The organism is Rickettsia sp. MEAM1 (Bemisia tabaci) (assembly GCF_002285905.1).
GTDB lineage: Bacteria > Pseudomonadota > Alphaproteobacteria > Rickettsiales > Rickettsiaceae > Rickettsia.
This window is the reverse complement of the sequence record NZ_CP016305.1, coordinates 1281279-1305640: the sequence shown is the minus strand read 5'-3', so window position 1 is coordinate 1305640 and position 24362 is coordinate 1281279. Positions and strand designations below refer to the sequence as shown.

The following is a 24362-nucleotide window of genomic DNA, read 5'->3' as shown; positions in this document are numbered from 1 at the left end:
TATCAACTTATTTTTGCTATTTCTTTCATATTGAAAAGATTTTCTTTAATATTATCTTTATAATATTTTCTTAGCTCTTGTTCGTTATTAAAAATAACACTTGTATCTAATCCCTTTATATCTAATTTACCTGGGCATATTCCTTTAGCATCAAATCCATTTTTTACTAACTCATCTACTTTTTGGTCAATTATATTATCGATTTGATTATTATCTAATTGATTAAGCATTTGATTTAATGATTTACTATATTCCTTAACATTGAATGTTAATTGTCCTTTTTCTATGTTTTCATTGTATCCAAAGCGTTCAAACTTTTCATTTGCATCTTTAAGCATTGAAGTAAAATCTTTATTAAAATTCATAAAAGATCTTCCGTGGTCAATCTTTACTACAGTATTATTATTTTGAACCATTAAATTTTGAGTATGATAATCCGATTCACCTAATATATGAGAGGCGGCAATAGCTTTTTCAAAGCCTCATAGTTTGGGTGTCTTAGTTTGTTCTAATACCTCTCCTAAATGTTCGCTATTCTCTAAAAATTTAGAACGTACGTATAAAATTTTAGAAACAAAATCAGGCAATTTAGAATTTGCATAACCAGTTACTAACTCTTCTTTAGGAGCACGATTATATAATAATTGCTCATACATATTACCGCCGATTAATTCACGCACTGCGTCATTTCGATCCATCCATTGTTGAGTTGTTTCTACATCTGCTCCTTTCTTATAAAACCTTTTAAGCATAAAAGTGTTATGTGTTGCCTGTTCATATGCTATATAGCCTCCTGATACTCCTTCACTTTTATCAGCCTCTTTTTTAAATTCTTGAACATTTGCAACCCTTCTATCACGTATAAGATCAGAAACAGCTTTTGGGACAACTTTTCCTCGTTTTTCAAAATTTTCTTTTTCTTGATTATATTCTTTAGATTGTTTTTTTGCGAAATATTCAATTAATGGTATATCTAAAATTTCTTTTACATCAGGGTTTTGAATAGATGGTAAAGTATCTTTTATAACCGTTAGCATTTGAGCTAGCTTTTTTTCTTTAAAGTCAGGAATTTCTTTGTTGATCTTTTCTATTTCATTTAAATAAGCTGTAGCTGTTTCTGAATTTAATTCCTTATTAATATTTATAATAGAATTAGCTAAATTGTCGCTTGAAGCTTGAATATTTGCATTTTTAGTTTGATCGGTGTCTTTAAGGATATCAAAGAATTTAGAAGATAGTTGCTCAGTTTCATTTTCTGCCATAAATGCCTTAATAAATAAATTACTATTTATTAATAATAATTGAATTTTATAGTTGATTATGAATTTTTGTTAATAATGTAGTTTAAAGTGAGTTATTTTTTTAAAAATGTGGTAAAAATACGAAATAGATTACCATGTTTTATGGTTTTTTCTTGACATATATTAATAAATTAGAATACGATATCTTTACAAAAATTAATAAAACCATATTTTATGGTTTTTGCCGCCGCGTCTTTATAAACATATGGAGTATTTAAATATGCAGCAATATTCAATTCATGACCTTGAAAAAAATTTAGATAAAATTGTTAGAGATGATAAAGAATGGAGTCTTAATGACTTTGGGAGTTTTGAAGCTCTTCAAAAGTTACCTGAGATAGTTAAAAATAGCCCATTGTTTGCTAAAGCAGTAAAAACTTTAACCCTAGAGTTGAGGGAATAGGTTTTTCTATATTTAATTCTGTAAATAGCACGATACCTTATACATTACCTATTAAATTTGCAGAAGCTGGTCTTGAATTGGAAGCAGTAGGTAAAAATGCTAATCATGTGTGGGAAACCTTGTCAGTGATATTAGAAAAAGCTCAAAGGAAAGGAGTAACTTACTTAAGTTTAGGTAGAGGCTAGGATGGTAAGCAAGACGTAGCAGGTGGTAAAAAGATATTAGATCTTATGTCGCAAAATTTACAAACTACTCGAAATGATCCGCTCAAGTCTAAAATATTTAATATGTTATTAGAAGAAGCAGATAAAAAAGAACAAGGTTTATTTGCTATTCCTGATAGCCATAAAAAATATCCAACTGTAATGAAAGCATATGCAGAATATGAAGCACTTGTTAAAGATAGTGAATTTGTAGTATTGGGAATACAATTTAACACCCTTGAAATTCAGATTGAAGCAGAACCACAACAATCAGGATTAGGAAATAACGCTCAAAATCCTCCGCTTGATGTTAAAGAGAAGATTAATAGTATCAACGAATTATTAAAAAATTATAATGAAGAGTTAAAGAATTTAACAGAGATGGGATTAGATGCAGAAGCTATAAAAACTATTTTAGAAACAGGTGACACTAAAAACTATCTTTTAACAGAAGCAAAAGAGCTTACCAAAGAATTGCTTAAATATTATGGAAATCTTTCAATTTTAGAAAAAGGTTTTTTTAAAGATTCAGAGGTTTGTAATAAATATAACAAATTAGCAACAGATATTCGTGCTATTGATATAGGCTTATCTGATGATTTAAGATATCCCTTAACTAAAATTATGTTAAATGTTCCTAAAAATCCTTTTGAGTATTTGGGGGAGTTATTTGGAGGACAATCAGCTGAAGCATCTGAGCAGATATTAAAAGATTTTATAATAGAATATGAAAATACACATACTAGTGAAGAAGTTAATTCTTTAGGTGATTTTTCTTATTTAACTTAAATCAATCTTTTAAAAGTTTAATGTCATAACTTTTTTTGTCTTATAAAGAGAGTTATGGCATTTTACTTTATGTCTTAAAAACTCCTAAATTTTTTTTAACCATCTGTTTTATTGATAAATCTTAATAATATTCATATATTGCATTTCCAAAAATTAATACCATATTTTGTGGTATTAAAACTTAAACTTAATTTAAAAAAGGATATATTCTGTGAGAGAGTCTTTAATTAGTTAAAAAAAGCAACAGCGAATAATAAAAAGCCCAAATTTACAAATTATTTAGATATAATAAATGAGATTATAGATCTTACTAATAATGAAAATAATATTGATAACAGAGAAGAAAAGTTTCAATATATTCAAATATCATTAGAGCAGATTAAAGAAAAATCAAAAGAAGATATTATAAAAGTTAAAGAAAAGTTAAGGGAAATATTAGAATATTTTGTTCAAGATTTATATACAACTAAGAATGATCTAACGAAAGCAGAAATATTTAAAATTATAGTTAATGATTATAGAATTTGTGGCGATGAAGAATATCGATTGGGTTTAGAATTTAAGGTAAGATTTGATATTGTAAAACCTACCGAATCAGGTGAAGAGATATTTTATAGGAAGCCAGAATTAGCCTTAAGCAATAATACAAAAATACTAGAAGTCGAATTAATAAATCCATTTTCTGAATTAGAACAATTAGAGCAAGTATTAAAAACCTTAGGGGAAGTAGAAAGCAACACAGGCGTCAATAATCTAGAATAATTATTTAGTCTTTTGTAATATAACTTTTCTTGCTTAATTAGAAAAGTTATGTTACGTTAATTTATCCAAAAATAATGAAATAATTTAGGGTAAATGTTTGTTAAGTTATTGATCTTCACAATTCCTTATATCTTCTTTTCATCAATAGCTATTGCTGATCCTGAAATAGCTGAGTCTTTAAAATGTTCTAAACTTTTCCCTTATTTTGAAAAAAAATTCAATATCCCGTCTAATACGCTTCATTCAATTGCTTTAAAAGAGTCAGGTAAAAAACATAAAACTCGCAATCTTAGAGTAGTATGGCCTTGGACTGTTAATGTTGAGGGTAAAGGTTATTACTTTAATACTAAAAGAGAGGCAGTAAATTTTGTAAGAAAAGAAATTATAAGAGGGCGTGAAAGCATCGATGTTGGATGTATGCAGATTAATTTAAGGCATCATTTAGGGGCTTTTAACTCTCTTGATCAGGCATTTGAGCCGAATAATAATATTCGTTATGGTGCAGAATTTCTACGTTCAAAATATGATCAACTTAAAAATTGGCATAAAGCTATAGCACATTATCACTCCGCTACTCATTCTTTGGGTTTTAAATATAAACAGGATGTAGTGAAAATAGCAAGTAATATGGCACTTTATAAAGCATCGTTGCATGGTTACTTAAATAATAGTGAGGATATTTTAGTAGATAAGGTTGTAGTCAGTAATAATAAAGTTCAGAAAAAGCCATTTTTTACTAGTAATAAAAGATATAAAAGTAGTATTATGGTCCCGATACCAGTTAAAATTAACTAAATTTATGAATATTAAATCCATAATATGTTTTGTAATATTAATAAGTGCAGTAAAAACTAAACAACCCTCAGCTATAAGCTGAGGGGTTATAAAGTGGAATCGATTAGAAATCGATCATCATTCACAGGTTCACCTTCCTGTTCATCAATATAGTGCTGTATCATTTCATCAGTTATATTACCTGAACTGACTGCCATATAGCCCCTAGCCCACAAATGATTGCCCCAAAATTGTTTTCGTAAATGAGTAAATTCTTGCAATAAAATTCTTGAGCTAATGCCTTTTAAGTACTGTACTAACTTGCTAAGAGATATTTGCGGCTTATATGAGATAAACATATGTACGTGATCACATGATATTTTCCCTGAAATTATATGTACTTCATGTTCCATACAAATCTGCCTCAGTAAATCTCTAGTCCTTTCCGATACTTTGCCTATCAATATTCTCTTCCTATATTTTGGTATCCATATAAGATGCACTTTTAAATCATACTGACTATGACTATTCTTTCTATAACTTCTCATATTTCTTGATATAAATTCATTGCTAAAGCAATTTCATTATATCTTCCCTTCGCCTAAAGGCGAGGGATTTTTGATCCCCGAAGGGGGACATTAATGCTGATTTTAACGATATTCAAGTTACAGAGACTACTCAAGAAATAGTAATAGAGCAAGAAACTATAAAATTGCCATGGAGTGATTGCACCGAAATACATAAATTATTTGAAAGAAAATTTTCTTTTTCAGAAAAACAGGTTAAAAAAGAAAATAGAATTTATGAAGAATATAGAAAATTTTATTTAGATCATAATAATCCTAGCAATTTTTCTATGCAATGTAGTGAAAGAAAAACTGATGCTCAGAGAGTAGAGACATTAATTTCAGGTTTTTTAAAATTTTGTGAAGACAATTTTCAAACTAGTAATATTAAGCCTAATTCCTTAAGCTATCAAATTAAAAAACAACAAGAACAGTTGTTTAATAATATAAGAAGTGAAAATTATAAAATATATTATAAACAAAGATATTATAATAATGCTGTGTTACCCTCACATAATAAATAATTAATTACTCATTAATACTTGCATTTTGTATTTATTAATTTATTTTAATAAACTCAATATAATAGGTAGGTATTATGTTTAGAAAATTTATATTGTTAGCATTATTATGTGTCAATAGTTATGGAACTTTAGCAGAAGATAAGAAATCAGAGAGCGTACCAACTAAAATTTTGATAAATATTTCTGAAAACTATAATTGTAGTGATAGCGATTTAGTAGAAAAACGAAAACAGCACATAAAAGAGAAAAAATTAAAACCTATCTATTCAGAACATTTTAAACAAGGTAGTGGATATTTAATATCAAACAAAGAAATTAGTTTATTTTAATTTGATTCTGAAAGGTCAAAAGAAATTTTGAGCGAAAATCCAAGTATAAAAATACAAAAAAACTTTTAGAAGATATGCAGTTGAGGCTTCCAAAACAAAGCATTAAGAATAAGGAAAAGTTTTTAAAAGATATGCAGTTAAGACACCTGAATCCAAATATCATAAGAAATCAAGGAAATTTTTTACAGAATAATAGAAATGATATAAGTAGTTTTAATGTCCCCCTTCGGGGATCAAAAATCCCTCGCCTTTAGGCGAAGGGAAGATATAATGAAATTGCTTTAGCAATGAATTTATATCAAGAAATATGAGAAGTTATAGAAAGAATAGTCATAGTCAGTATGATTTAAAAGTGCATCTTATATGGATACCAAAATATAGGAAGAGAATATTGATAGGCAAAGTATCGGAAAGGACTAGAGATTTACTGAGGCAGATTTGTATGGAACATGAAGTACATATAATTTCAGGGAAAATATCATGTGATCACGTACATATGTTTATCTCATATAAGCCGCAAATATCTCTTAGCAAGTTAGTACAGTATTTAAAAGGCATTAGCTCAAGAATTTTATTGCAAGAATTTACTCATTTACGAAAACAATTTTGGGGCAATCATTTGTGGGCTAGGGGCTATATGGCAGTCAGTTCAGGTAATATAACTGATGAAATGATACAGCACTATATTGATGAACAGGAAGGTGAACCTGTGAATGATGATCGATTTCTAATCGATTCCACTTTATAACCCCTCAGCTTATAGCTGAGGGTTGTTTAGTTATTTAATAGGCAAACCGAATTATATGAATTGAGATAACTATATCTTTAACAGAATAAAGCTAAAAAATTATCATAATAATATAGTAGTTAGAATTAAAAAGTGAAAATTATAAACTAAAGATATTATAATGATACCGTGTTACTTTCACGTAATAAATAATTAATCAGTCATTAATACTTGCATTCTAAGCTTATTAATTTATTTTAATAGAATCAATATAATCAGGTATGCCCTATGTTTAGAAAATTTATATTAGCATCATTATTATGTTTAAATAGTTATAAAATTTTAGCAGACGATAAGAAGCTAGAGGATTTACCAAATAAAATTTTGGTAAATATTTCTGAAAATTATAATTGCAGTGACTCGTTAGTAAAAAATAAAAAACAAGATACAGAAAAGAAAAAATTACAAATTTCATTACCTGATGATCAGATTCAAATTAAAGGTATTAGGGATAATTTTGAAATAGTAGAAAGAATTAGTGGTGATGATATTCATACTGCAAGAAAAAGAAAGCGTATTCAGGATCTCATAAATGGTGATACACCCGCTGTCATTAATTGGATGGTAGAAGATAAAGCGACTTTAGAAAAGAAAGTAAAAAAAAATATAAGATAAATTGAGAGAGTTATATATTCAATAGAGTAAATATAAAAAATAACCGCAATAATGCAGTAGTTGGAATTAGTAACAGCTTATTTATAAAGCAGGCAGCAGATGATCTAATTGATCGTTTGAAAATGATCGATAAAAATTTTTCTAATATTTTGGAAATATCAGCTAAGTGTGGTTATCTGACTAAATTATTAAAGACTGTTTATAGGGATACTAAAATTACTGCCATCGATATGTCGCCTTTATTGCTTGATTCATTTGAGCATGATAATAAGTTATGTATTGATGAGGAGCATTTAGAGTTTTCAGAAAATTCATTTGATTTAATAGTTTATTCTTTAGGTTTGCACTCTATAAATGACGTACAGCGTTTTTTGTTTAATATAAGAAAGTTCCTAAAAAACGATGGTGTTTTTGTTGGTAATTTTATTGGAGGTAGCAGCCTTCAAAATTTGCGTAAATCTCTAATAGAGCTTGAGATAGAAAGTAGCTCTCAACATTCTCCTCATATCTCGCCTTTTATTCATTTCGATCACGTTCCAATCTTATTATCACAAGCAGGCTTCAATGAAGTAATTGTTGATTACGAAAATATAGAGCTGAAATTTGATAATCCGTTAGAGTTAATGAGGGAGATAAAAAATATAGGCGAGTCAAACTCGTTAATTCTACGTCAAGATTACGCTATTTCTAAAGAAATGTATTCTTTGCTACAAAATTACAAAAATGGCTTTGAAGATAACATTACCTTAATTAGTTTTATTGCTTCACCTAGTAAAAATAGTATAAGATTAAAGTTGTTATAAGAACTAGAATGCTGTATTTTTAGGGTTTAAGATGGGTTTTTCCTATGTCATCCCGCACGCTTGTAGCGGGATCTTAGGACACAGTCCATAACAAAAGACCCCGAAGGTACAAGCCACGGGGTGACATTAATGAGCCATGGGATGACATACAGTTATTGATAATATTTATAAGGTATATATGCAAGAATTTGATTTAGTAGTAATAGGAAGCGGTCCTGCTGGTTATACTGGTAGTATAAGAGCCGCACAACTTGGTATGAAAGTAGCATGCATTGAAAAGAATGATACGCTCGGTGGTACATGTCTAAATATAGGGTGTATACCTTCTAAAGCACTGCTTAATTCTTCTGAAAAATATGAAGAAGCTTTAAAGCATTTTGAGAATATTGGTATTACTGCGGAAGTGAAGCTAGATTTACAAAAAATGCTCGCTAATAAAGATAAAGTGGTTTCAGACCTTACAAAAGGCATAGAGGGTTTATTTGCTAAAAACAAAATTACCAGAATAAAAGGTGAAGCTAAAATTATATCCAATAATATTATTGAAGTAGGTGGTGAACAGATTTCGGCTAAAAATATCCTAATTGCTACCGGTTCTAGTGTAATAGAAATCCCAAATATTAAGATTGATGAAGAATTTATCGTCTCTTCGACCGGTGCTTTAAAGCTTTCAAAAGTGCCTGAAAATTTAATAGTAGTTGGCGGCGGTTATATCGGTTTAGAGCTTGGCTCTGTTTGGAGGCGTTTGGGTTCTAAAGTAACAGTAATTGAATTTGCACCTAGTATTGTACCGATGCTTGATAAGGAAGTGGCTAGCCAGTTTATGAAGCTTCAACAGAAACAAGGTATAGAATTTAAGCTAAACACTAAAGTATTATCTGCAGAAGTAAAATCTGGTAAAGTTAACCTTACAATCGAGGAGGGGGGTAAAAGCTCTGTAATAACTTCGGATGTAGTACTTATGGCAGTCGGCAGAAAAGCTTACACGCAAAATTTAGGTCTTGAAGCTGTCGGCATTGCTACAGATAAACAAGGTAGAATCGAGATTAACGAGCATTTTCAAACTGTTGTACCAAATATTTACGCAGTTGGTGATGCTGTAAAAGGTACTATGCTTGCACACAAGGCTGAAGAAGAGGCGATAGCTGCCGCTGAAATTATGGCAGGGCAGGCGGGTCATGTAAATTACAACCTGATCCCAAGCGTAATATATACTTCCCCTGAAGTAGCAAGTGTTGGTGAAACTGAAGAGCAATTAAAGGAAAGAGGAGTTAGCTATAAAGTAGGTAAGTTTCCGTTTTTAGCTAATAGTAGAGCAAGGGCAGTAGGTAGAACTGAAGGGATGGTGAAGATTCTTGCCGATAGTAAAACTGATAAGGTTTTAGGGGCTCATATTATCGGGGCTGATGCAGGAACTCTAATAGCCGAGCTTACGGCTTATATGGAATTTGGTGCAGCTGCAGAAGACATAGCAAGAACTTGCCACGCCCATCCAACTTTAAGCGAGGCAATCAAAGAAGCAGCTCTTGGTGTGGATAAAAGAACTATAAATATTTAATTGTCATCTAGTTGCTTGTGGCTCCAATGTTATTCCCGCTTAAGGCTTGCCCTGCGTGGATACCAAATCGTCATTGCGAGGAAGCATTATTGCGTGGTTCCGATGTCATTCCTGCTTTCGCAGGAATGACATATAGGACATTTTTCGATCCACGCTGGCAATGCCGAATAAATCACGGGATGATAGAAAAACTGAATATATTTAAAAAATATGAAAATAATAAAAAAATTACCAATTATTATTTTACTCTCATTAGCAGCAAGTTTTAAAGTATTTGCTGAGCCTGACAATAATATTGAGCAAGCTTTTTTATATATAGACCAAAAAAATTGGTCACAGGCAGAGCAGTTATCTAAGGAGTTAAATAACAAAGCTTTAACAAAAATTGTTGTTTCGCAAAGATTTTTAGATAGCGATTATCCAAATAATAGCTTTGAGCAAGTAATTAAGTTTTTATGCGATAATCCAAATTGGCCTCAAAGTAAGCTATTAGAAGAAAAAGCAGAAATATACTTAAATAGCAATACAAATAAAAAAACCATTTTTGAATGGTTTAGTAAGCATCCGCCTCTTACTGGTAAAGGTTATAAATATTATGCGTTGGCTGCAAGTAGCTTAGTTAATGATCAAAAAATATTATTACCCATTATTAAAGATGCTTGGATATATGCAGATTTTAGCCCTGAAGAAGAAAGTGCATATTATAGCAGATGGAAGAAATATTTAACCACAAATGATCATTTAGAACGAATAGAAGAACATCTTTGGAAGTCTGATATTAGATCAGCTGAGCAATCACTAAAATATGTAGATCGTAATTATCAAAACTCCTTTAGAACCCAAATTGCTATTATAAATAAATCACCAAATGCTGAAAAGCTTTTCAGAAAAGTCCCTGAAAAATATTATACTTCTGGTTTGTTATATCGTTATTTAGATTCTAAGAAAAAGCAAAAACCAACTAGCGAAATTATTACTTTATTTAAGAAAGCAAAGAATAATCGTAAACATTTTGCTAAATGGTGTCGCTTGCAGCTCTACTATGCTCGTGAGTTTATCGATTATAAAGATTTTGCTAATAGCTACAAAATAGCATCTTTGCCTTTTGCTACCTGTCCTGAAACGATAAGAGAGCAAGAGTGGATGGCTGGATGGTTGTCTCTAAGCTTTTTAAAGAAGCCTGATCAAGCATTAGCACATTTTAATAAATTTATCAAAATTGTTAAAACTCCAATTAGCTTAGCACGTGGGTATTATTGGTTAGGACGAAGTTATGAAGCAAAAGGCAATAAACAAACTGCTAAACAATTTTATGAACAGGCTGCTAAATACTCTTTTACCTTTTATGGTCAGGTAGCAAATATTGAGTTAAATAAAACTAATTTAGTATTGCCTCCTGTACCTATAGTTAGTAATGAAGAAAGAAAAACTATTGAAAATAAAGATATTATTAAAGCAATAAGATTATTAGTTAAATATAATAAAAATAAATTAGCTGTTATATATTCTAAAGCTGCTATTAAAGAGACTAAAAACCCTGCTGAAATTTTAGTAATCACAAATATTATTAAATCAACTAATAATGCTAACTATATGGTTGATGTCGCAAAAATTGCTGCTCAAAATAATATTTTCATTCCAAATTGTGCTTTCCCAACTCCTTATAATCTAGCAGGGCTTCCTATTGATCCTCATTTAGCTTATGGGATTATTAGGCAAGAATCTGTTTTTGATCATAAAGCGGTAAGTAGTGCAAATGCTATGGGCTTAATGCAACTTATTGAAAAAACTGCTTGTGAAACCGCTAAATCTATAAGCCTAAAATGTAGTGTAGCAGATTTAACTAGAAATCCTGCATATAATATTAAACTTGGTACTCATCATTTTAAACAATTACTGGGTGATCATCGTGGATCTTATATTTTATCGATTGCCTCTTATAATGCTGGTAGTCATAATGTTGCAAAATGGATAGATAGATTTGGTGATCCAAGGAATATCAAAGATATGAGAAAAGTTATCGACTGGATGGAACTTATACCTTACCGAGAAACAAGAGATTATGTTCAAAGAGTTCTTGAGAATATTCAGATTTATCGCACGATTTTAAATAAAAATAATACATTCAAGTTTAAACAGGATTTGCACGCTTGCGATATATCAAAAAGTTAATTTATGTTAATGTTTTGTTTGACATAATCATAAAATATGACTATGGTGTGGGTATGTAATTAGTAAATTAAGGAGAAAGTTATGCCAAAATTCTTAAAAAAATAGAAAGAGAAGTAATAAAGAGTTAGGGATCAAGCAACAGAAGTGGTTAAGGAAGCCCGTAATGAATTAAGCAAGGATATAGCTTTTTATAAAGGGAAACTTTCAGCAATTGGAATAGGGTATGATGATGAACACGCTAACCTTAAAGTTCCATCTAGTGGGGAGAGTACTCAACCTTTTAAATGGAATTGGTTGACAAGCACTACTGGCAGCAATTCAGATCAAGTTGAGGCATTTAAGAAAATAATAGAAGTTTTGGAAGCTAAAAATAATCCAGATTTATATCAAAAGTTAGTATCTGAACTTAATGCTAATACTAAAAATGCACTTGATGATAATATTAAGCAATATAATATTACTGTACCGACACAGCAAACAAATGATCAAAAAGTAACGCTTATTAATGGTAAAGAAGTTGAATTTAAAAAATTCTTAGAGCTACTATATAAAGAAAATACAAAAGAATTCGATCTTCTTTTAAAAATGTTACCATCTGAAACTAGTGAAGTTATGAAAAAAGAAGTAACATTGAAGTTAGCTTATGATTATTTTAAAGGTTCTAAAAACTTTGATGATATAAATACAATATCCGAAAGAATAGGAACAACTGATATATTTGAAGAGTATCTTGGTTTTAATATTGATCAATTTAAAAGTGAAGAAATGAATATTATGGGTGGTGATCAGTATTCTTATTTAGATTTTTCAGCTTAAAATTCTATCATAAGCCTTGCCTTACGTCGTCATTCCAGCGGCGTATCAGTTCTTCCTGTCATCCTGTGATTTATTCACAGGATCCAGTTAAAAATACTAATAAAATTAGTATTTTTATTATTTTCTAGATCTAGTTTCCAAACAACTAGATGATATCGAGTGCCTTTTTAAAGCCATACAAAAGAGCAAGCTCTAGCTAGGTATGACATAATAGTAAAACTCTAATAATAAATATCATGAAACTTAAAAATCTAATTTCATTAATGTTACTATTTTCTTCATTATCAGTTTTTTCACAAGCTACAGTACCCCAACCATTAAAAAATATTCCAATTAATGTTGTTGCACCGGCTTCAGGTGCTGATAGCAAAACTTTATCTGATTTAAAAAATATCAAAACTCTTAACTTAAATATGCCGGCTAAATGTTTTAGCAAAGGTGATTTGCCATTTTTAGCAAGTACTGATGAGATAAGATTTAATTGTTTGAAAGATGCCTTATATAATGAATCTAGCAATATAGTATGGAGTTTAAGAGGTGGTTACGGGTCAGCAAGATTAATTCCTGATTTATTAAAACTTCCAAAACCAAATAAGGAAAAATTTTTTATAGGATATAGTGATATAACGGCTTTGCATCTTTTCCTATCACAAGAATGGGGATGGAAAACAATACATGGTACTAATGTAGCTGGTTTGCTAAAACCTGAACAAGATCAAGGTAACTTGATAAAACTTGCTGAAATATTGCAAGGTAAAGTAAAACAAGCGGTCATAAATGATTTAGCAGCTCTTAACAATGTAGCCAAACCAACCGAACTTGTTAGCGGCAAGCTAACCGGTGGTAACCTAACTATGGTGTTAAGTAGTATAGGGACTAGATGGCAAATAAAAACCGCTGGTAAAATTCTTTTTTTAGAAGATATAAATGTAGCTCCTTATCAGTTAGATCGTGCTTTAATCCAATTAAAACAAGCTGGATTACTTGAAAATATTAAGGCTATAATATTTGGCACGTTTGATAAAGATTCTAAACTCACAATGTTAGTGCTGCGTAATTTTGCAAATAATTTAAAAGTACTGGTATTTAAAACTGATAGATTCGGTCATGAGAAAATTAATGATCCAATTATTTATAACACAGATAGTAAAATTATCGGTAATGGTGAAAAATTTAAGTTGATAATGGATTTGTGATAACTCCTATTGCTTTATACACACAAATATACTAAAATAGGAAAATAGGAATTTTGTAAATAAAATATTATGATAGCAGAAAGTCACATAGAAACAATAAAGCAAGTTGGAGCTAACGGGCAGGTATCACTTGGGAAAAAATATGCTGGTAAGCAAATCCAAGTTTTAACGTTAATAGATGGTACTATAATAATTAAACCTGGTAAATTTATTCCTGATAATGAAATGTGGCTTTATAATAAAAATAACAATGAGATAATTGATAGAGCTATAAAATGGGCAGAAACAAATAAAAGGCATGAAAATTTTGATGAAATAGTAGATTTGGTACAAAATGACTAAAATATTACTAGATATGAATTATCCTGTTTTTCAAGAACAATTATTTAGTATAGAAAAGCAAGAGCAACGTGCTTTACTTACTACTTTAAAGAAAATCAAACAATTAGAATGGGAAGAATTATATAAAGATAAAGGTATAAGGTGGGAATTAATTACCTCAAAAACAACATCAAAAGGTAATAATATATATTCATTTAGATTTTCACAAAAATATCGTGGCACAGTATATAGAGATGGTAATTATCTTGTATTGCTCGCACTATTTCCTGATCATGATGGTGCTTATATCTAGTTAAATAGTGTGAAGTCATTATAAGGATAGGCACGTGTTGTTGCATGGATGCGATGTCATTCCCGCTTAAGGCTTGCTTGCGTGAATCAATTTTTCCTCTGTCATCCCGCGTGCTTGTAGCGGGATCCAGCTTAAAATACTAAAATTATTAGTATTAAAAGTTGCTTTTCTGGATACCGTGGTCAAGCCACGGGGTGACACTAAAGTTACTGGATTCCCGCCGCAGCTAGAATGACATAAAACAAAAACTGTGCGGTGCTATTGATCAAGTCGTGGGATGACAGAGTTTGATTTATATAATAACGCTTTCATCATAATAACAAATACTACCCCCTCAAATGCAAATAATCATTATATTTTGACATATTCAAATCATAAACAAAGGACTTGTTTTTAACATAATATTCAAGCAGTCTTATTAATCCTTGTTTATGTTTTTCTAGTGTTTCCATGCTTAAACTTATTTCTGTTGTTTGTACATAAGGCTCGGTGCTGGTTATTTTTACATAGGCAATTGTTATACTCTTCTGCTTTAAAGAATTGGCTCTGCAAAACTTCGGGGAACTCACATGCTTACCTATTAAGTATAGGCTGTGCGTGTTTGCCCCTTGTTTTACATTCCAATTCTCCAAATCATTTGAGTATATATCATTCATAAATGGATTCCCGCTTTCGTGGGAATGAAATAGTATATTAAAGCCGTTTTCGAGTATCATTAAACTTTCTATAATAAGCTGTGGTGAAAGTCCTAGCTCTATTTCTTTTTTAGTTGGGATAGTACCAGTTTTATAATCTAATATAGTTATGCGGTTTGATTTACTGATTTCAATTCGGTCAGCTATACCAATTATTTTTATAGTCTGTCCTGATATATTTAAGTTCAGCTCTCCCTTAATTTCAAAATAAATTTTTTGACAATTTTTTCTGCGTTCCATATCAAATAGAATAAAAGCTTTACTCAGTAGTGTTAGTTTTGTTTGCCAAGTTTTCTTTGTATATGTAGGGAGAATAGTGCTATGTAAAATATTATTGCCAATATTTAGCAAAGCTTGCTGTTTATCAAGCATATTTTGCTGGTCATAATTTTTAGAATATTCTTCTAAAACTTTATGAATAAAGTTTCCAAAATCTGATATTTTTGGCTCTTCCCATATCTTATCTTGAGTCCGTAGCTTCAGGATGTTCTTAGCATAAAAACCATATGGATTCCTGATTAAGGTTTCTATATCCGTTACAGATAATATATTTGGGAAAAAAGTACTGTGTGCTGCTTTTTTTCTATTGTCATCCCGTGGTGTGTCCACGGGATCCAGAAATATACTTTCAAAGATACCGCGATCAAGTCGCGGTATGACACTTTTATTCTGAGTGACATTTTGCAGCTTTAAAAATAAATTACAAGGAGTGGATAATTTTCTGGCATATTTTTTTGCATTTAATATGATTACTTCTTCATTTTGTAATAATAAATCAAAATAATTTGAGTATATTTGGGGGTTAATTTCATCATAATCTATATTCAATATTTGCTTTGCTTCCTTGCTTAAATAAGGGTGAGTAGTAGCGGCAGCATCCCAATTATCGCTATTGAAATGTGGTAATATAACTAGATCGAAACGAGATAAAGCAAGTTCTTCAGGTGAGCCAATAACTATCTTAGATTCAATATTTTTATAATATTTAATACTAGAAAGTAATAGAGTAAAAATTTTAGGAAAATCTTTTTTACTGGTGTTTATACTACCGCTAAACTCTATTAAATTATTTAAAAATTCTAATAGCTCAGCTCCTCCCTCTTTTCCCCAAATTTCTGGTAAAAGCTTTTCAGCTATTTCTTTAGAAACTACTAATATATCATTGATATTATAAGGTTTTGTAGCAAATAAAATATCTACTAAATTATGACAATAAATTTTTAGTTCCTCACTATCAAATTGTAATTGTAGTAAATATTTTGGTGAAGATATAAAACGATTTTTACCTGACAATAATAACTCAAGTTTTTGAACATTAGTGCAGTTTATTAAAGGGTTTTTAAGTAGTAAAAATAAGAGTTTCAAATCAAAATTATTACATAATATATTAATGATAGATATTAGTAAGCTACTTACATTTGTTAGTTTTAGATCATTACCGATCAAATCTTCAAACACTAACTCATATTTATCTAAATAGTTACAATATATCCTTTTCAATTTATCGTTATTTGTAACAATAGCTATTTTTTTATCCGCATTCAGCTTACATATGTGAGCTATCTGCTCAGCTTCTTCATAAATATCCGTAGGCTCATAATAATATATATTATTGTGAGCTAGTTTTATCTCATTATATTTAATTATTTGCAGTTCTTCTTCATATTTTTTTAAGAAAGAATCAGGCTTAAATATGCCGGCTAATATTACCTTTTTACTGCTGTTTTTGGTTCTTGTTATCTCTTCCAAAAGCAATTTTAATTTATAATTATTACTGCTTTGTTTTTCATTTTTTTGCCATTTTAAAAAGCTATGTTCTAAGAATTTATAAATATTCTGCCAATATTCTGAATTATTGTAAGTCTCAATTAATTTTATATCGACATTATTATTTACTAAATCAGCAAATAGCTTATTTAAAATTCCGGCAGTTTTTAATGCTTCCTCAGGAGTAAAATCTAATTTTTTATATTCGGTAATTATTTTTGACAAAGTAAATAATTCTTCCATTTTAGACATATAATCTTCCGAAGAATCTTTTTTTGAAATAATACCATTGAATGGGATAATAATAGGTAAATCCTGCACATTATAATTATCAGTCAAAAGTCCCTTTAACTCGGTGCAAGAACGACTATTTGGTAATATTATCTTGAGTTCTTTACGCAAATTATCCTTACCAAATTTACTTATAATAAATTCAGCAAAATCCTGTAAAAAAGAAATATTAGAAATCATAAATATCGTTTTTTATATCGAATATAGCATATTTAAAATCCAAGACAAATTTTATTAAAGCTTATATTTTATGGTAATTAGTTCTTGATTATTAATTTTTGTTAGCTATAATTATTTGTTAGCTATAATTAATTTAAGTTAAGGATGATAGTATGACTAAAATACCAGATAATATAAGACAAGATGCTTTTAAATATGTAATGGAAAATAAACCAAGTGAATTATTGGAATTAATAGCTATGAATCCAGGTTTGATTAATGAAAGATCACAAGCAAATCAAGATACATTATTTATGAGAGCTTGCAGATATCTTCATAAAGATATCATAGAAATATTATTAAATGAAGGAGCTAGCACTGCCGATGTAAACACGCATGGAAATAATGTTATAATGTATCTTTTCTATGGAGAAGATCAGCATAAGAAGCCAGAAGATATAAATGAGCATGATAAAAAAGCCATTGCCATATTAGAATTATTTAAAGAAAAAAATATTCCAATTAACTGCTTTACTTGTCAAGATGCGGATAAAGATACGCCATTAATTGAAGCTGCAAGAGCTGCTTTGCCTCAATCTGTAAGTTTTATGCTTGATTATTTAGAAGAAAAAAGTTTGCTGAGAGATCAATTATTACATACAAATAAAGATAAAAAAAATGTGTTACAAATAGCACTAAAAGCAAAATTCTTTAACCATGAATTAATTCAAAAAACTTTAGTATTACTTAAGCCAGAAGAAATTATTAAAATTTTTATAGATGTTATAATTAAAATTGATAGCCCAACATTAGAAGAGAAAAAGGAATTATTATCTGTAGTAGAAGAATATTTACCTAAACTAGACACGAAGCAGGTAAAAAGTTTAGCAAAGAAAATCTTTCAAAAAAATTTATACAATGTATCTTCTGGCATTGATGGTATGTTTCACCAAAAAAGTTTACAAAAAGAATATCCCAGCGGAAATTTTGGAGTAAAAATTTTCAATAGTATCGATGTAGAGCTTATTGAATTACTTTATGTAGCGGGAGGAATTAATTTAAATGAATATAAAGAATTTATTGAATCTTTATATTCTACACAAGATCCTTATAAAAATGGATCTTGTAGTGCAGTAACCTTAGAATCTAATAAACAAAAGATGTTGAAAGTAATTAATGGCAGTCATACTTTATCTATATTAGTACAAAACCCACAAAAATTAGAATATGAAGCAAGAAGTGTGGTAGATACAAAAGATTTAGCTTTAAAAAGATTTTGTTTTTTAATAGCAAATAACGATAAAATTGAAATATCCCAAAAATCCGAAGCAGGAATTTTATTAGACTTTGTTAATATTGCAAATAATTTTAAAGAATATCATTATGATAATTTTGAAAAATATCTATTAGCTGAATGTAAAACCCCTGAAAAATTAAAAAAAGTTTTGAATAATTACGGCAATAAAATAACTAAATTTATCAAGTTTGAACCTTTAGTAAATAAGCTTAATAATATAATAAGTTCTTTTGAAGAAGATACAGATATATTAACTAATGAAATTAAAAAATTATTAAATCCGGATCTTATAAATGTATTATCGCGTAAGGTATTTTTAAATTTTATTGATAATAAAGTAGAAAAAGAAATTGATCAAAAAGTTCAAGAATTTATTCAGGGAAATCTAAAGTTCTTCACTGTTCCGCATAAAATTGAAGTCCCTAACTATGAAAAATTAAACCAAGAGCAATTTAAATCTTCTATTGAGCATTATAAAAATAATCCAGAAAGTGTAATTCCGTATTTACCATTAATACTAATAGCAAATGATGAAAGAAATATTTCTAAACTAAGAAAGTTTTTAGATAATAAATACGTAAAGGTTAAATCAACTGTAGACACTTGTTTAAATGTTATTATAGATGGTCAAAAATATCTTAAAAGCTTAGAAGCAGCAGAATTTGATACAAGTGCAATAGTACAAGATTTACAAAATAATTTACCTATACTAACTGATAAAATACAAAAAGTATTAAATGATCCTGAAGTAGAAAAAGTTAAGTATACTAATACCTTATGTAAGAATGTAAATAAATTTTTAAATATTTCTCCTTTAACTTCATTATTTGAAGAATATAATAATAATTATCAAGCAATAAAGTCAGAAGTTAATGAAGCTGAAAAAGTTTTAGGGGATATTGGAATAGAATGGAGTTTTGATATTTAATTAATATAAAACTAGTACGAAATATAAAATTTATCTCGTACTAGCTTTAACAAATTCTTTAAATAAGGTCAAATCTATATTGCAATAAAATTGTAAATATTAAGTCGCAGGTGCTACATCGCCTCCCATAGTTTCAATATTTTCTTCTTCATGAATAGCAGTTGTAGTATCTTTATGAGTAGGTTGTTGATTGGCTCCTACATATTCTTTCAAATAACTTTTTATTTCTTCATTGCTGAGTAATTTCACAGCATTAGTCATGTTATATTTATCTATAAACTCTTTCGGCATAGTTTCTTTAAGAGCTTCAGAAGCGTTATCTAATAAATAAGATGATAAAAAATCTAATATTTTATTACCTTTTTTAAATGACAAAAAACTTAATATAGATTTATTAACACTTTCAGCTAATAAACAAGTAACAATAATGCCATAATCATTTAATGTCCCCCTTCGGGGATCAAAAATCCTTCGCCTTTAGGCGAAGGGAAGATATAATGAAATTGCTTTATCAATGAATTTATATCAAGAAATATGAGAAGTTATAGAAAGAATAGTCATAGTCAGTATGATTTAAAAGTGCATCTTATATGGATACCAAAATATAGGAAGAGAATATTGATAGGCAAAGTATCGGAAAGGACTAGAGATTTACTGAGGCAGATTTGTATGGAACATGAAGTACATATAATTTCAGGGAAAATATCATGTGATCACGTACATATGTTTATCTCATATAAGCCGCAAATATCTCTTAGCAAGTTAGTACAGTATTTAAAAGGCATTAGCGGCACCGTCAAGTTAAGTAAATTAGTGTCACAAAGTACTATATTTTTAGATTTCAGACAGCAAGAAGTCTTTGAGTAGCTTCATCCCAAATGGATTTAGCGGACGCAAAGAGGGTGTCAGGAAGTTTGTGTAAGTTGTAAAAATAGTTAAGAATAAAAATAACATAAACAACTTACATGGAGCTAATATGAAGAACAATAACAAAGTATCAAATCCAGCTATAGAAAAATTAGTATCAGAAATACTATCACAAAGTGATCCATCTGAAATATTTGGTAAAGAAGGGATATTTCAGGGAATTAAAAAGCAGATAGTAAATAAGATTTTAGAGAAAGAAATGGAATCTCATATAGGTTATGAGAAACATTCTAAAAATGAGAAATACTCAGATAACAGACGTAATGGTAATTATGAAAAGACTCTAATAGATCCAGAAGGTCGTAAATTGACAGTAGAAGTGCCAAGGGATCGGGATGGAGAATTTGAACCTCAACTAATTCCAAAAGGAGTGAGTAAATTTGAAGGATTTGATGATAAAGTAATATCCTTATATGCTCGGGGAATGACCATTAGGGAAATACAAGGGCACTTAGAAGAACTATATGCCACCAAGGTATCATCTGAGTTAATATCAAAGGTAACTGATGGTATTTTAGAGGAAGTAACTGCTTGGCAGAATAGAGCACTTGATAATGTATATCCTATAATGTACTTAGATTGTATTCATGTTAAGGCAAGAGATAATCATGTAATAATAAATAAAGCGGTTTATCTAGCTATTGGAGTGAATATGGAGGGCAAGAAAGAGCTATTAGGAATTTGGATAGGCAAGAATGAAGGGTGTAAATTTTGGATGCAGGTAGTAACAGAACTGAAGAATCGAGGAGTTGCACAAATATATGTTGCATGTGTTGATGGTCTTAAGGGTTTTCCAGAGGCGATAAATAGCATTTTTCCAAAGACGATAGTGCAGTTGTGTATTGTTCATATGGTAAGAAATTCTGTAAAATACGTATCATACAAAGATCTAAAAGCGGTAACAGCTGATTTAAAAGCAGTTTATTCTGCAATAAATGAAGCAGAGGGATTAAGAGAATTACAAAACTTTGCCAAAAAATGGGATGAAAAATATCCAGTTATTTTTGACATATGGCAACGAAATTGGTCTGGCATAGCTCCATTTTTTAGCTTTCCGGAAGACATTAGGAAGGCGATTTACACTACTAATGCTATTGAATCCACTAACCGTCAAATTCGTAAAATTATTAAAAATAAAGGAGTATTTCCAGATGACAAATCGATTCAGAAAATAATCTTTTTGGCGTTGACAAATGCCTCTAAAAAATGGACAATGCCTATTAAGAATTGGGCGATGGCTTTAAATCAATTTGCTATACTTTGTGATACTAATTTACAAAATTGGGCAAATGGAGAAATCGTACTTACACAAAAAATCTGACAGACCCTAAATATAGGAAATCTAGCACAAGCAGGCTTAACTACTTTGGTAACTATTAATACTATTTCATCTATTTACGTTAGTTTTCCTGTACCGGAAGAGCATCTAAATAAAATCAATAAATCTCAAAAGAATTCTGATTTATCATTAATAGTTAAAACTTCGAGTGGTCAAGAAATTACAGACGGAGAGATTGTATTCATTGACAATACAATTGACTCTAATAGCGGTACTATCAAACTTAAAGCAACCCTACCTAATAAAGATGAAACATTATGCCCTGGTCAATTTGTCCGTGTTTCCTTAAGTGTCTATACGGAAAAAGATGCTTTGGTAGTTCCATCTAAAGCAATACAAACCAATGATCAAGGACCGTATGTATTTATTGTTGATAAAAATAATAAAGCAGTAATTAAAAATGTAGAAATAGCTTTTGCTAACGATGATTTTGTTGTTATCAAAAGTGGTGTAGAAGAGGGATAGATAGTAGTCACCAATGGATAGTTAAGATTAAATAACAATACGGAAGTCGTAATTAAAGAAAGCGATTAGGTACTTTATGTCATTCCTGCGAAAGCAGGAATCCAGTAACTAAAAGTACAAATAAACTATACAGTAAAAAGCTCGATTTATCTCGCTTTATACTGGATTCCCGCTTTTGCGGGAATGACACAAAACAGGAGAAAAATAATTGGGTATTTCAGAAATATTTATTAAACGTCCGGGAGTCAATCATAATTTTTGTGTAAATTGTTAAAAATCATTTTCTAATAATTCATATTTAAAATTTCCGGGTCTGTCAGATTTTTTGTGTAAGTACGATTTCTCCATTTGCCCAATTTTGTAAATTAGTATCACAAAGTATAGCAAATTGATTTAAAGCCATCGCCCAATTCTTAATAGGCATTGTCCATTTTTTAGAGGCATTTGTCAACGCCAAAAAGATTATTTTCTGAATCGATTTGTCATCTGGAAATACTCCTTTATTTTTAATAATTTTACGAATTTGACGGTTAGTGGATTCAATAGCATTAGTAGTGTAAATCGCCTTCCTAATGTCTTCCGGAAAGCTAAAAAATGGAGCTATGCCAGACCAATTTCGTTGCCATATGTCAAAAATAACTGGATATTTTTCATCCCATTTTTTGGCAAAGTTTTGTAATTCTCTTAATCCCTCTGCTTCATTTATTGCAGAATAAACTGCTTTTAAATCAGCTGTTACCGCTTTTAGATCTTTGTATGATACGTATTTTACAGAATTTCTTACCATATGAACAATACACAACTGCACTATCGTCTTTGGAAAAATGCTATTTATCGCCTCTGGAAAACCCTTAAGACCATCAACACATGCAACATATATTTGTGCAACTCCTCGATTCTTCAGTTCTGTTACTACCTGCATCCAAAATTTACACCCTTCATTCTTGCCTATCCAAATTCCTAATAGCTCTTTCTTGCCCTCCATATTCACTCCAATAGCTAGATAAACCGCTTTATTTATTATTACATGATTATCTCTTGCCTTAACATGAATACAATCTAAGTACATTATAGGATATACATTATCAAGTGCTCTATTCTGCCAAGCAGTTACTTCCTCTAAAATACCATCAGTTACCTTTGATATTAACTCAGATGATACCTTGGTGGCATATAGTTCTTCTAAGTGCCCTTGTATTTCCCTAATGGTCATTCCCCGAGCATATAAGGATATTACTTTATCATCAAATCCTTCAAATTTACGCACTCCTTTTGGAATTAGTTGAGGTTCAAATTCTCCATCCCGATCCCTTGGCACTTCTACTGTCAATTTACGACCTTCTGGATCTATTAGAGTCTTTTCATAATTACCATTACGTCTGTTATCTGAGTATTTCTCATTTTTAGAATGTTTCTCATAACCTATATGAGATTCCATTTCTTTCTCTAAAATCTTATTTACTATCTGCTTTTTAATTCCCTGAAATATCCCTTCTTTACCAAATATTTCAGATGGATCACTTTGTGATAGTATTTCTGATACTAATTTTTCTATAGCTGGATTTGATACTTTGTTATTGTTCTTCATATTAGCTCCATGTAAGTTGTTTATGTTATTTTTATTCTTAACTATTTTTACAACTTACACAAACTTTCTGACACCCTCTATATTTACATTACTTTCGCTAAGTTTGCCGTCAAAAGGTGCTACTATTTTTGAATATTCAATTTGTAAATTTGCATCAGCAATAACAGCTTTATCACGTTCAACAGCAGCTTTAAGCACGTTCATATTAGTAAGCATCTGTAAATATTGCTCTTCAGAAACAGCATTTTCTTTATATAAATTTCTATATCGTGCTTCTTCTTTAATAGCGTTTTCAAGGTTATATGTATCGCTTAATAAACTTGCTTCTGCTTGTTGTAATTGATTTTGAAATGGACGAGGATCAATTTCATATAATAAATCATCTGCTTTTATTTCCTGCCCATCATCAAAATTTACACTTAATATTTGTCCAGTAACTTGTGACTTAATATCTGCAGTTTGATAAGTTTCAGCATTACCCGCAAGCTCTATAATATATGGTGCATCTTTCCTAATAACTTTTGTTACTTCAACCGGTGCTGCGATATTGCTTAAGTTATTTTTTTTGTTCCGATGTATTACTAACCAAATTAATAATATTCAAGTAGTACTACTAATATCGTTAATACCAAATTCCGCATTATTATTTTAAGCATTGTTTTTATTATTTGTTT

General features: G+C 29.9%; 26 protein-coding genes. 19 read left to right on the top strand and 7 right to left on the bottom strand.

Annotation, left to right across the window (positions count from 1 at the left end; all coding sequences use genetic code 11):
• Window positions 1-2: 2 nt before the first annotated feature.
• Both BA173_RS08680 and BA173_RS08675 read right to left on the bottom strand, forming a co-directional pair.
• Entirely contained in the window at window positions 3-416 is a 414-nt protein-coding gene (locus BA173_RS08680; protein WP_016947762.1) for a hypothetical protein, read from the bottom strand.
• A 66-nt stretch (window positions 417-482) separates the two neighbouring features.
• Entirely contained in the window at window positions 483-1262 is a 780-nt protein-coding gene (locus BA173_RS08675) for a hypothetical protein (protein WP_232505928.1), read from the bottom strand.
• A 259-nt stretch (window positions 1263-1521) separates the two neighbouring features.
• Between BA173_RS08675 and BA173_RS08265 the strand changes: the two genes are divergently transcribed.
• The 4 genes from BA173_RS08265 (at window position 1522) to BA173_RS07090 (ending at window position 4253) form a co-directional block, all read left to right on the top strand.
• Complete coding sequence (locus BA173_RS08265) at window positions 1522-1704, top strand: hypothetical protein (protein WP_179852189.1); 183 nt, start codon at window positions 1522-1524, stop codon at window positions 1702-1704.
• Window positions 1705-1991: 287 nt separating this feature from the next.
• Complete coding sequence (locus tag BA173_RS08260; RefSeq protein WP_198387202.1) at window positions 1992-2696, top strand: hypothetical protein; 705 nt, start codon at window positions 1992-1994, stop codon at window positions 2694-2696.
• 546 nt (window positions 2697-3242) lie between these two features.
• Window positions 3243-3458: a hypothetical protein gene (locus BA173_RS07095; RefSeq protein WP_016948570.1), complete on the top strand. Its 216-nt coding sequence runs from the start codon at window positions 3243-3245 to the stop codon at window positions 3456-3458.
• Between the two features lie 93 nt (window positions 3459-3551).
• Window positions 3552-4253 (top strand): lytic transglycosylase domain-containing protein, encoded by a 702-nt coding sequence (locus BA173_RS07090; RefSeq protein ID WP_016948571.1) that lies wholly within the window; start codon window positions 3552-3554, stop codon window positions 4251-4253.
• Window positions 4254-4339: 86 nt separating this feature from the next.
• Here the strand turns inward: BA173_RS07090 and tnpA (BA173_RS07085) are convergent, their stop codons facing one another.
• Window positions 4340-4780, bottom strand: coding sequence for an IS200/IS605 family transposase (gene tnpA, locus BA173_RS07085; RefSeq protein WP_095568239.1), 441 nt, complete (start codon window positions 4778-4780; stop codon window positions 4340-4342).
• Between the two features lie 89 nt (window positions 4781-4869).
• On the opposite strand from tnpA (BA173_RS07085), the gene BA173_RS07080 reads away from it, so the two are divergent.
• The 11 genes from BA173_RS07080 to BA173_RS07030 all read left to right on the top strand — a co-directional run bounded on the left by BA173_RS07080 (window position 4870) and on the right by BA173_RS07030 (window position 14232).
• Complete coding sequence (locus BA173_RS07080; protein WP_068042202.1) at window positions 4870-5322, top strand: DUF2532 domain-containing protein; 453 nt, start codon at window positions 4870-4872, stop codon at window positions 5320-5322.
• A gap of 74 nt (window positions 5323-5396) precedes the next feature.
• Window positions 5397-5651 (top strand): hypothetical protein, encoded by a 255-nt coding sequence (locus BA173_RS07075; RefSeq protein ID WP_068042205.1) that lies wholly within the window; start codon window positions 5397-5399, stop codon window positions 5649-5651.
• Between the two features lie 307 nt (window positions 5652-5958).
• Window positions 5959-6399: an IS200/IS605 family transposase gene (gene tnpA / locus BA173_RS07070; RefSeq protein WP_095568239.1), complete on the top strand. Its 441-nt coding sequence runs from the start codon at window positions 5959-5961 to the stop codon at window positions 6397-6399.
• Window positions 6400-6666: 267 nt separating this feature from the next.
• Window positions 6667-7053 (top strand): hypothetical protein, encoded by a 387-nt coding sequence (locus BA173_RS07065; RefSeq protein WP_068041450.1) that lies wholly within the window; start codon window positions 6667-6669, stop codon window positions 7051-7053.
• Window positions 7054-7067: 14 nt separating this feature from the next.
• Window positions 7068-7856, top strand: coding sequence for a methyltransferase domain-containing protein (locus tag BA173_RS07060; RefSeq protein WP_083198517.1), 789 nt, complete (start codon window positions 7068-7070; stop codon window positions 7854-7856).
• A 178-nt stretch (window positions 7857-8034) separates the two neighbouring features.
• The gene (lpdA, locus tag BA173_RS07055; RefSeq protein WP_016948235.1) at window positions 8035-9414 is read left to right on the top strand and encodes a dihydrolipoyl dehydrogenase; all 1380 of its coding nucleotides are present in this window, start codon (window positions 8035-8037) and stop codon (window positions 9412-9414) included.
• 210 nt (window positions 9415-9624) lie between these two features.
• Window positions 9625-11586, top strand: coding sequence for a lytic transglycosylase domain-containing protein (locus BA173_RS07050; RefSeq protein WP_068041453.1), 1962 nt, complete (start codon window positions 9625-9627; stop codon window positions 11584-11586).
• 144 nt (window positions 11587-11730) lie between these two features.
• Entirely contained in the window at window positions 11731-12402 is a 672-nt protein-coding gene (locus tag BA173_RS07045) for a hypothetical protein (RefSeq protein ID WP_016948233.1), read from the top strand.
• A gap of 236 nt (window positions 12403-12638) precedes the next feature.
• Window positions 12639-13598: an LD-carboxypeptidase gene (locus tag BA173_RS07040; RefSeq protein ID WP_016948232.1), complete on the top strand. Its 960-nt coding sequence runs from the start codon at window positions 12639-12641 to the stop codon at window positions 13596-13598.
• 69 nt (window positions 13599-13667) lie between these two features.
• Window positions 13668-13940 (top strand): hypothetical protein, encoded by a 273-nt coding sequence (locus tag BA173_RS07035; RefSeq protein WP_011477251.1) that lies wholly within the window; start codon window positions 13668-13670, stop codon window positions 13938-13940.
• Complete coding sequence (locus tag BA173_RS07030; RefSeq protein WP_016948231.1) at window positions 13933-14232, top strand: hypothetical protein; 300 nt, start codon at window positions 13933-13935, stop codon at window positions 14230-14232. The genes BA173_RS07035 and BA173_RS07030 overlap by 8 nt, the downstream gene beginning before the upstream one ends.
• 326 nt (window positions 14233-14558) lie before the next feature.
• Here the strand turns inward: BA173_RS07030 and BA173_RS07020 are convergent, their stop codons facing one another.
• Window positions 14559-17165, bottom strand: coding sequence for a PD-(D/E)XK nuclease family protein (locus tag BA173_RS07020; protein WP_016948230.1), 2607 nt, complete (start codon window positions 17163-17165; stop codon window positions 14559-14561).
• A gap of 152 nt (window positions 17166-17317) precedes the next feature.
• Between BA173_RS07020 and BA173_RS07015 the strand changes: the two genes are divergently transcribed.
• Complete coding sequence (locus BA173_RS07015) at window positions 17318-19369, top strand: ankyrin repeat domain-containing protein (protein WP_016948229.1); 2052 nt, start codon at window positions 17318-17320, stop codon at window positions 19367-19369.
• Window positions 19370-19468: 99 nt separating this feature from the next.
• On the opposite strand, the gene BA173_RS07010 is transcribed toward BA173_RS07015, so the two are convergent.
• Window positions 19469-19744: a hypothetical protein gene (locus BA173_RS07010; RefSeq protein WP_016948228.1), complete on the bottom strand. Its 276-nt coding sequence runs from the start codon at window positions 19742-19744 to the stop codon at window positions 19469-19471.
• A 159-nt stretch (window positions 19745-19903) separates the two neighbouring features.
• On the opposite strand from BA173_RS07010, the gene tnpA (BA173_RS07005) reads away from it, so the two are divergent.
• The 3 genes from tnpA (BA173_RS07005) (at window position 19904) to BA173_RS06995 (ending at window position 22100) form a co-directional block, all read left to right on the top strand.
• On the top strand, window positions 19904-20236 hold the full coding sequence (gene tnpA / locus BA173_RS07005; protein WP_232505927.1) for an IS200/IS605 family transposase: 333 nt from the start codon (window positions 19904-19906) through the stop codon (window positions 20234-20236).
• A 109-nt stretch (window positions 20237-20345) separates the two neighbouring features.
• A complete protein-coding gene (locus tag BA173_RS07000; RefSeq protein WP_157738101.1) occupies window positions 20346-21617 on the top strand; it encodes an IS256 family transposase in 1272 nt (423 codons plus the stop codon).
• Window positions 21618-21629: 12 nt separating this feature from the next.
• Complete coding sequence (locus BA173_RS06995; RefSeq protein ID WP_095568333.1) at window positions 21630-22100, top strand: efflux RND transporter periplasmic adaptor subunit; 471 nt, start codon at window positions 21630-21632, stop codon at window positions 22098-22100.
• Window positions 22101-22416: 316 nt separating this feature from the next.
• On the opposite strand, the gene BA173_RS06990 is transcribed toward BA173_RS06995, so the two are convergent.
• Window positions 22417-23688 carry an IS256 family transposase gene (locus tag BA173_RS06990; RefSeq protein WP_068042377.1) on the bottom strand — a complete coding sequence of 424 codons (1272 nt, stop codon included), beginning with the start codon at window positions 23686-23688 and terminating at the stop codon, window positions 22417-22419.
• Window positions 23689-23742: 54 nt separating this feature from the next.
• Window positions 23743-24180, bottom strand: a complete 438-nt coding sequence (locus tag BA173_RS06985) for an efflux RND transporter periplasmic adaptor subunit (RefSeq protein ID WP_232505999.1) — start codon at window positions 24178-24180, stop codon at window positions 23743-23745.
• Between the last annotated feature and the right edge of the window lie 182 nt (window positions 24181-24362).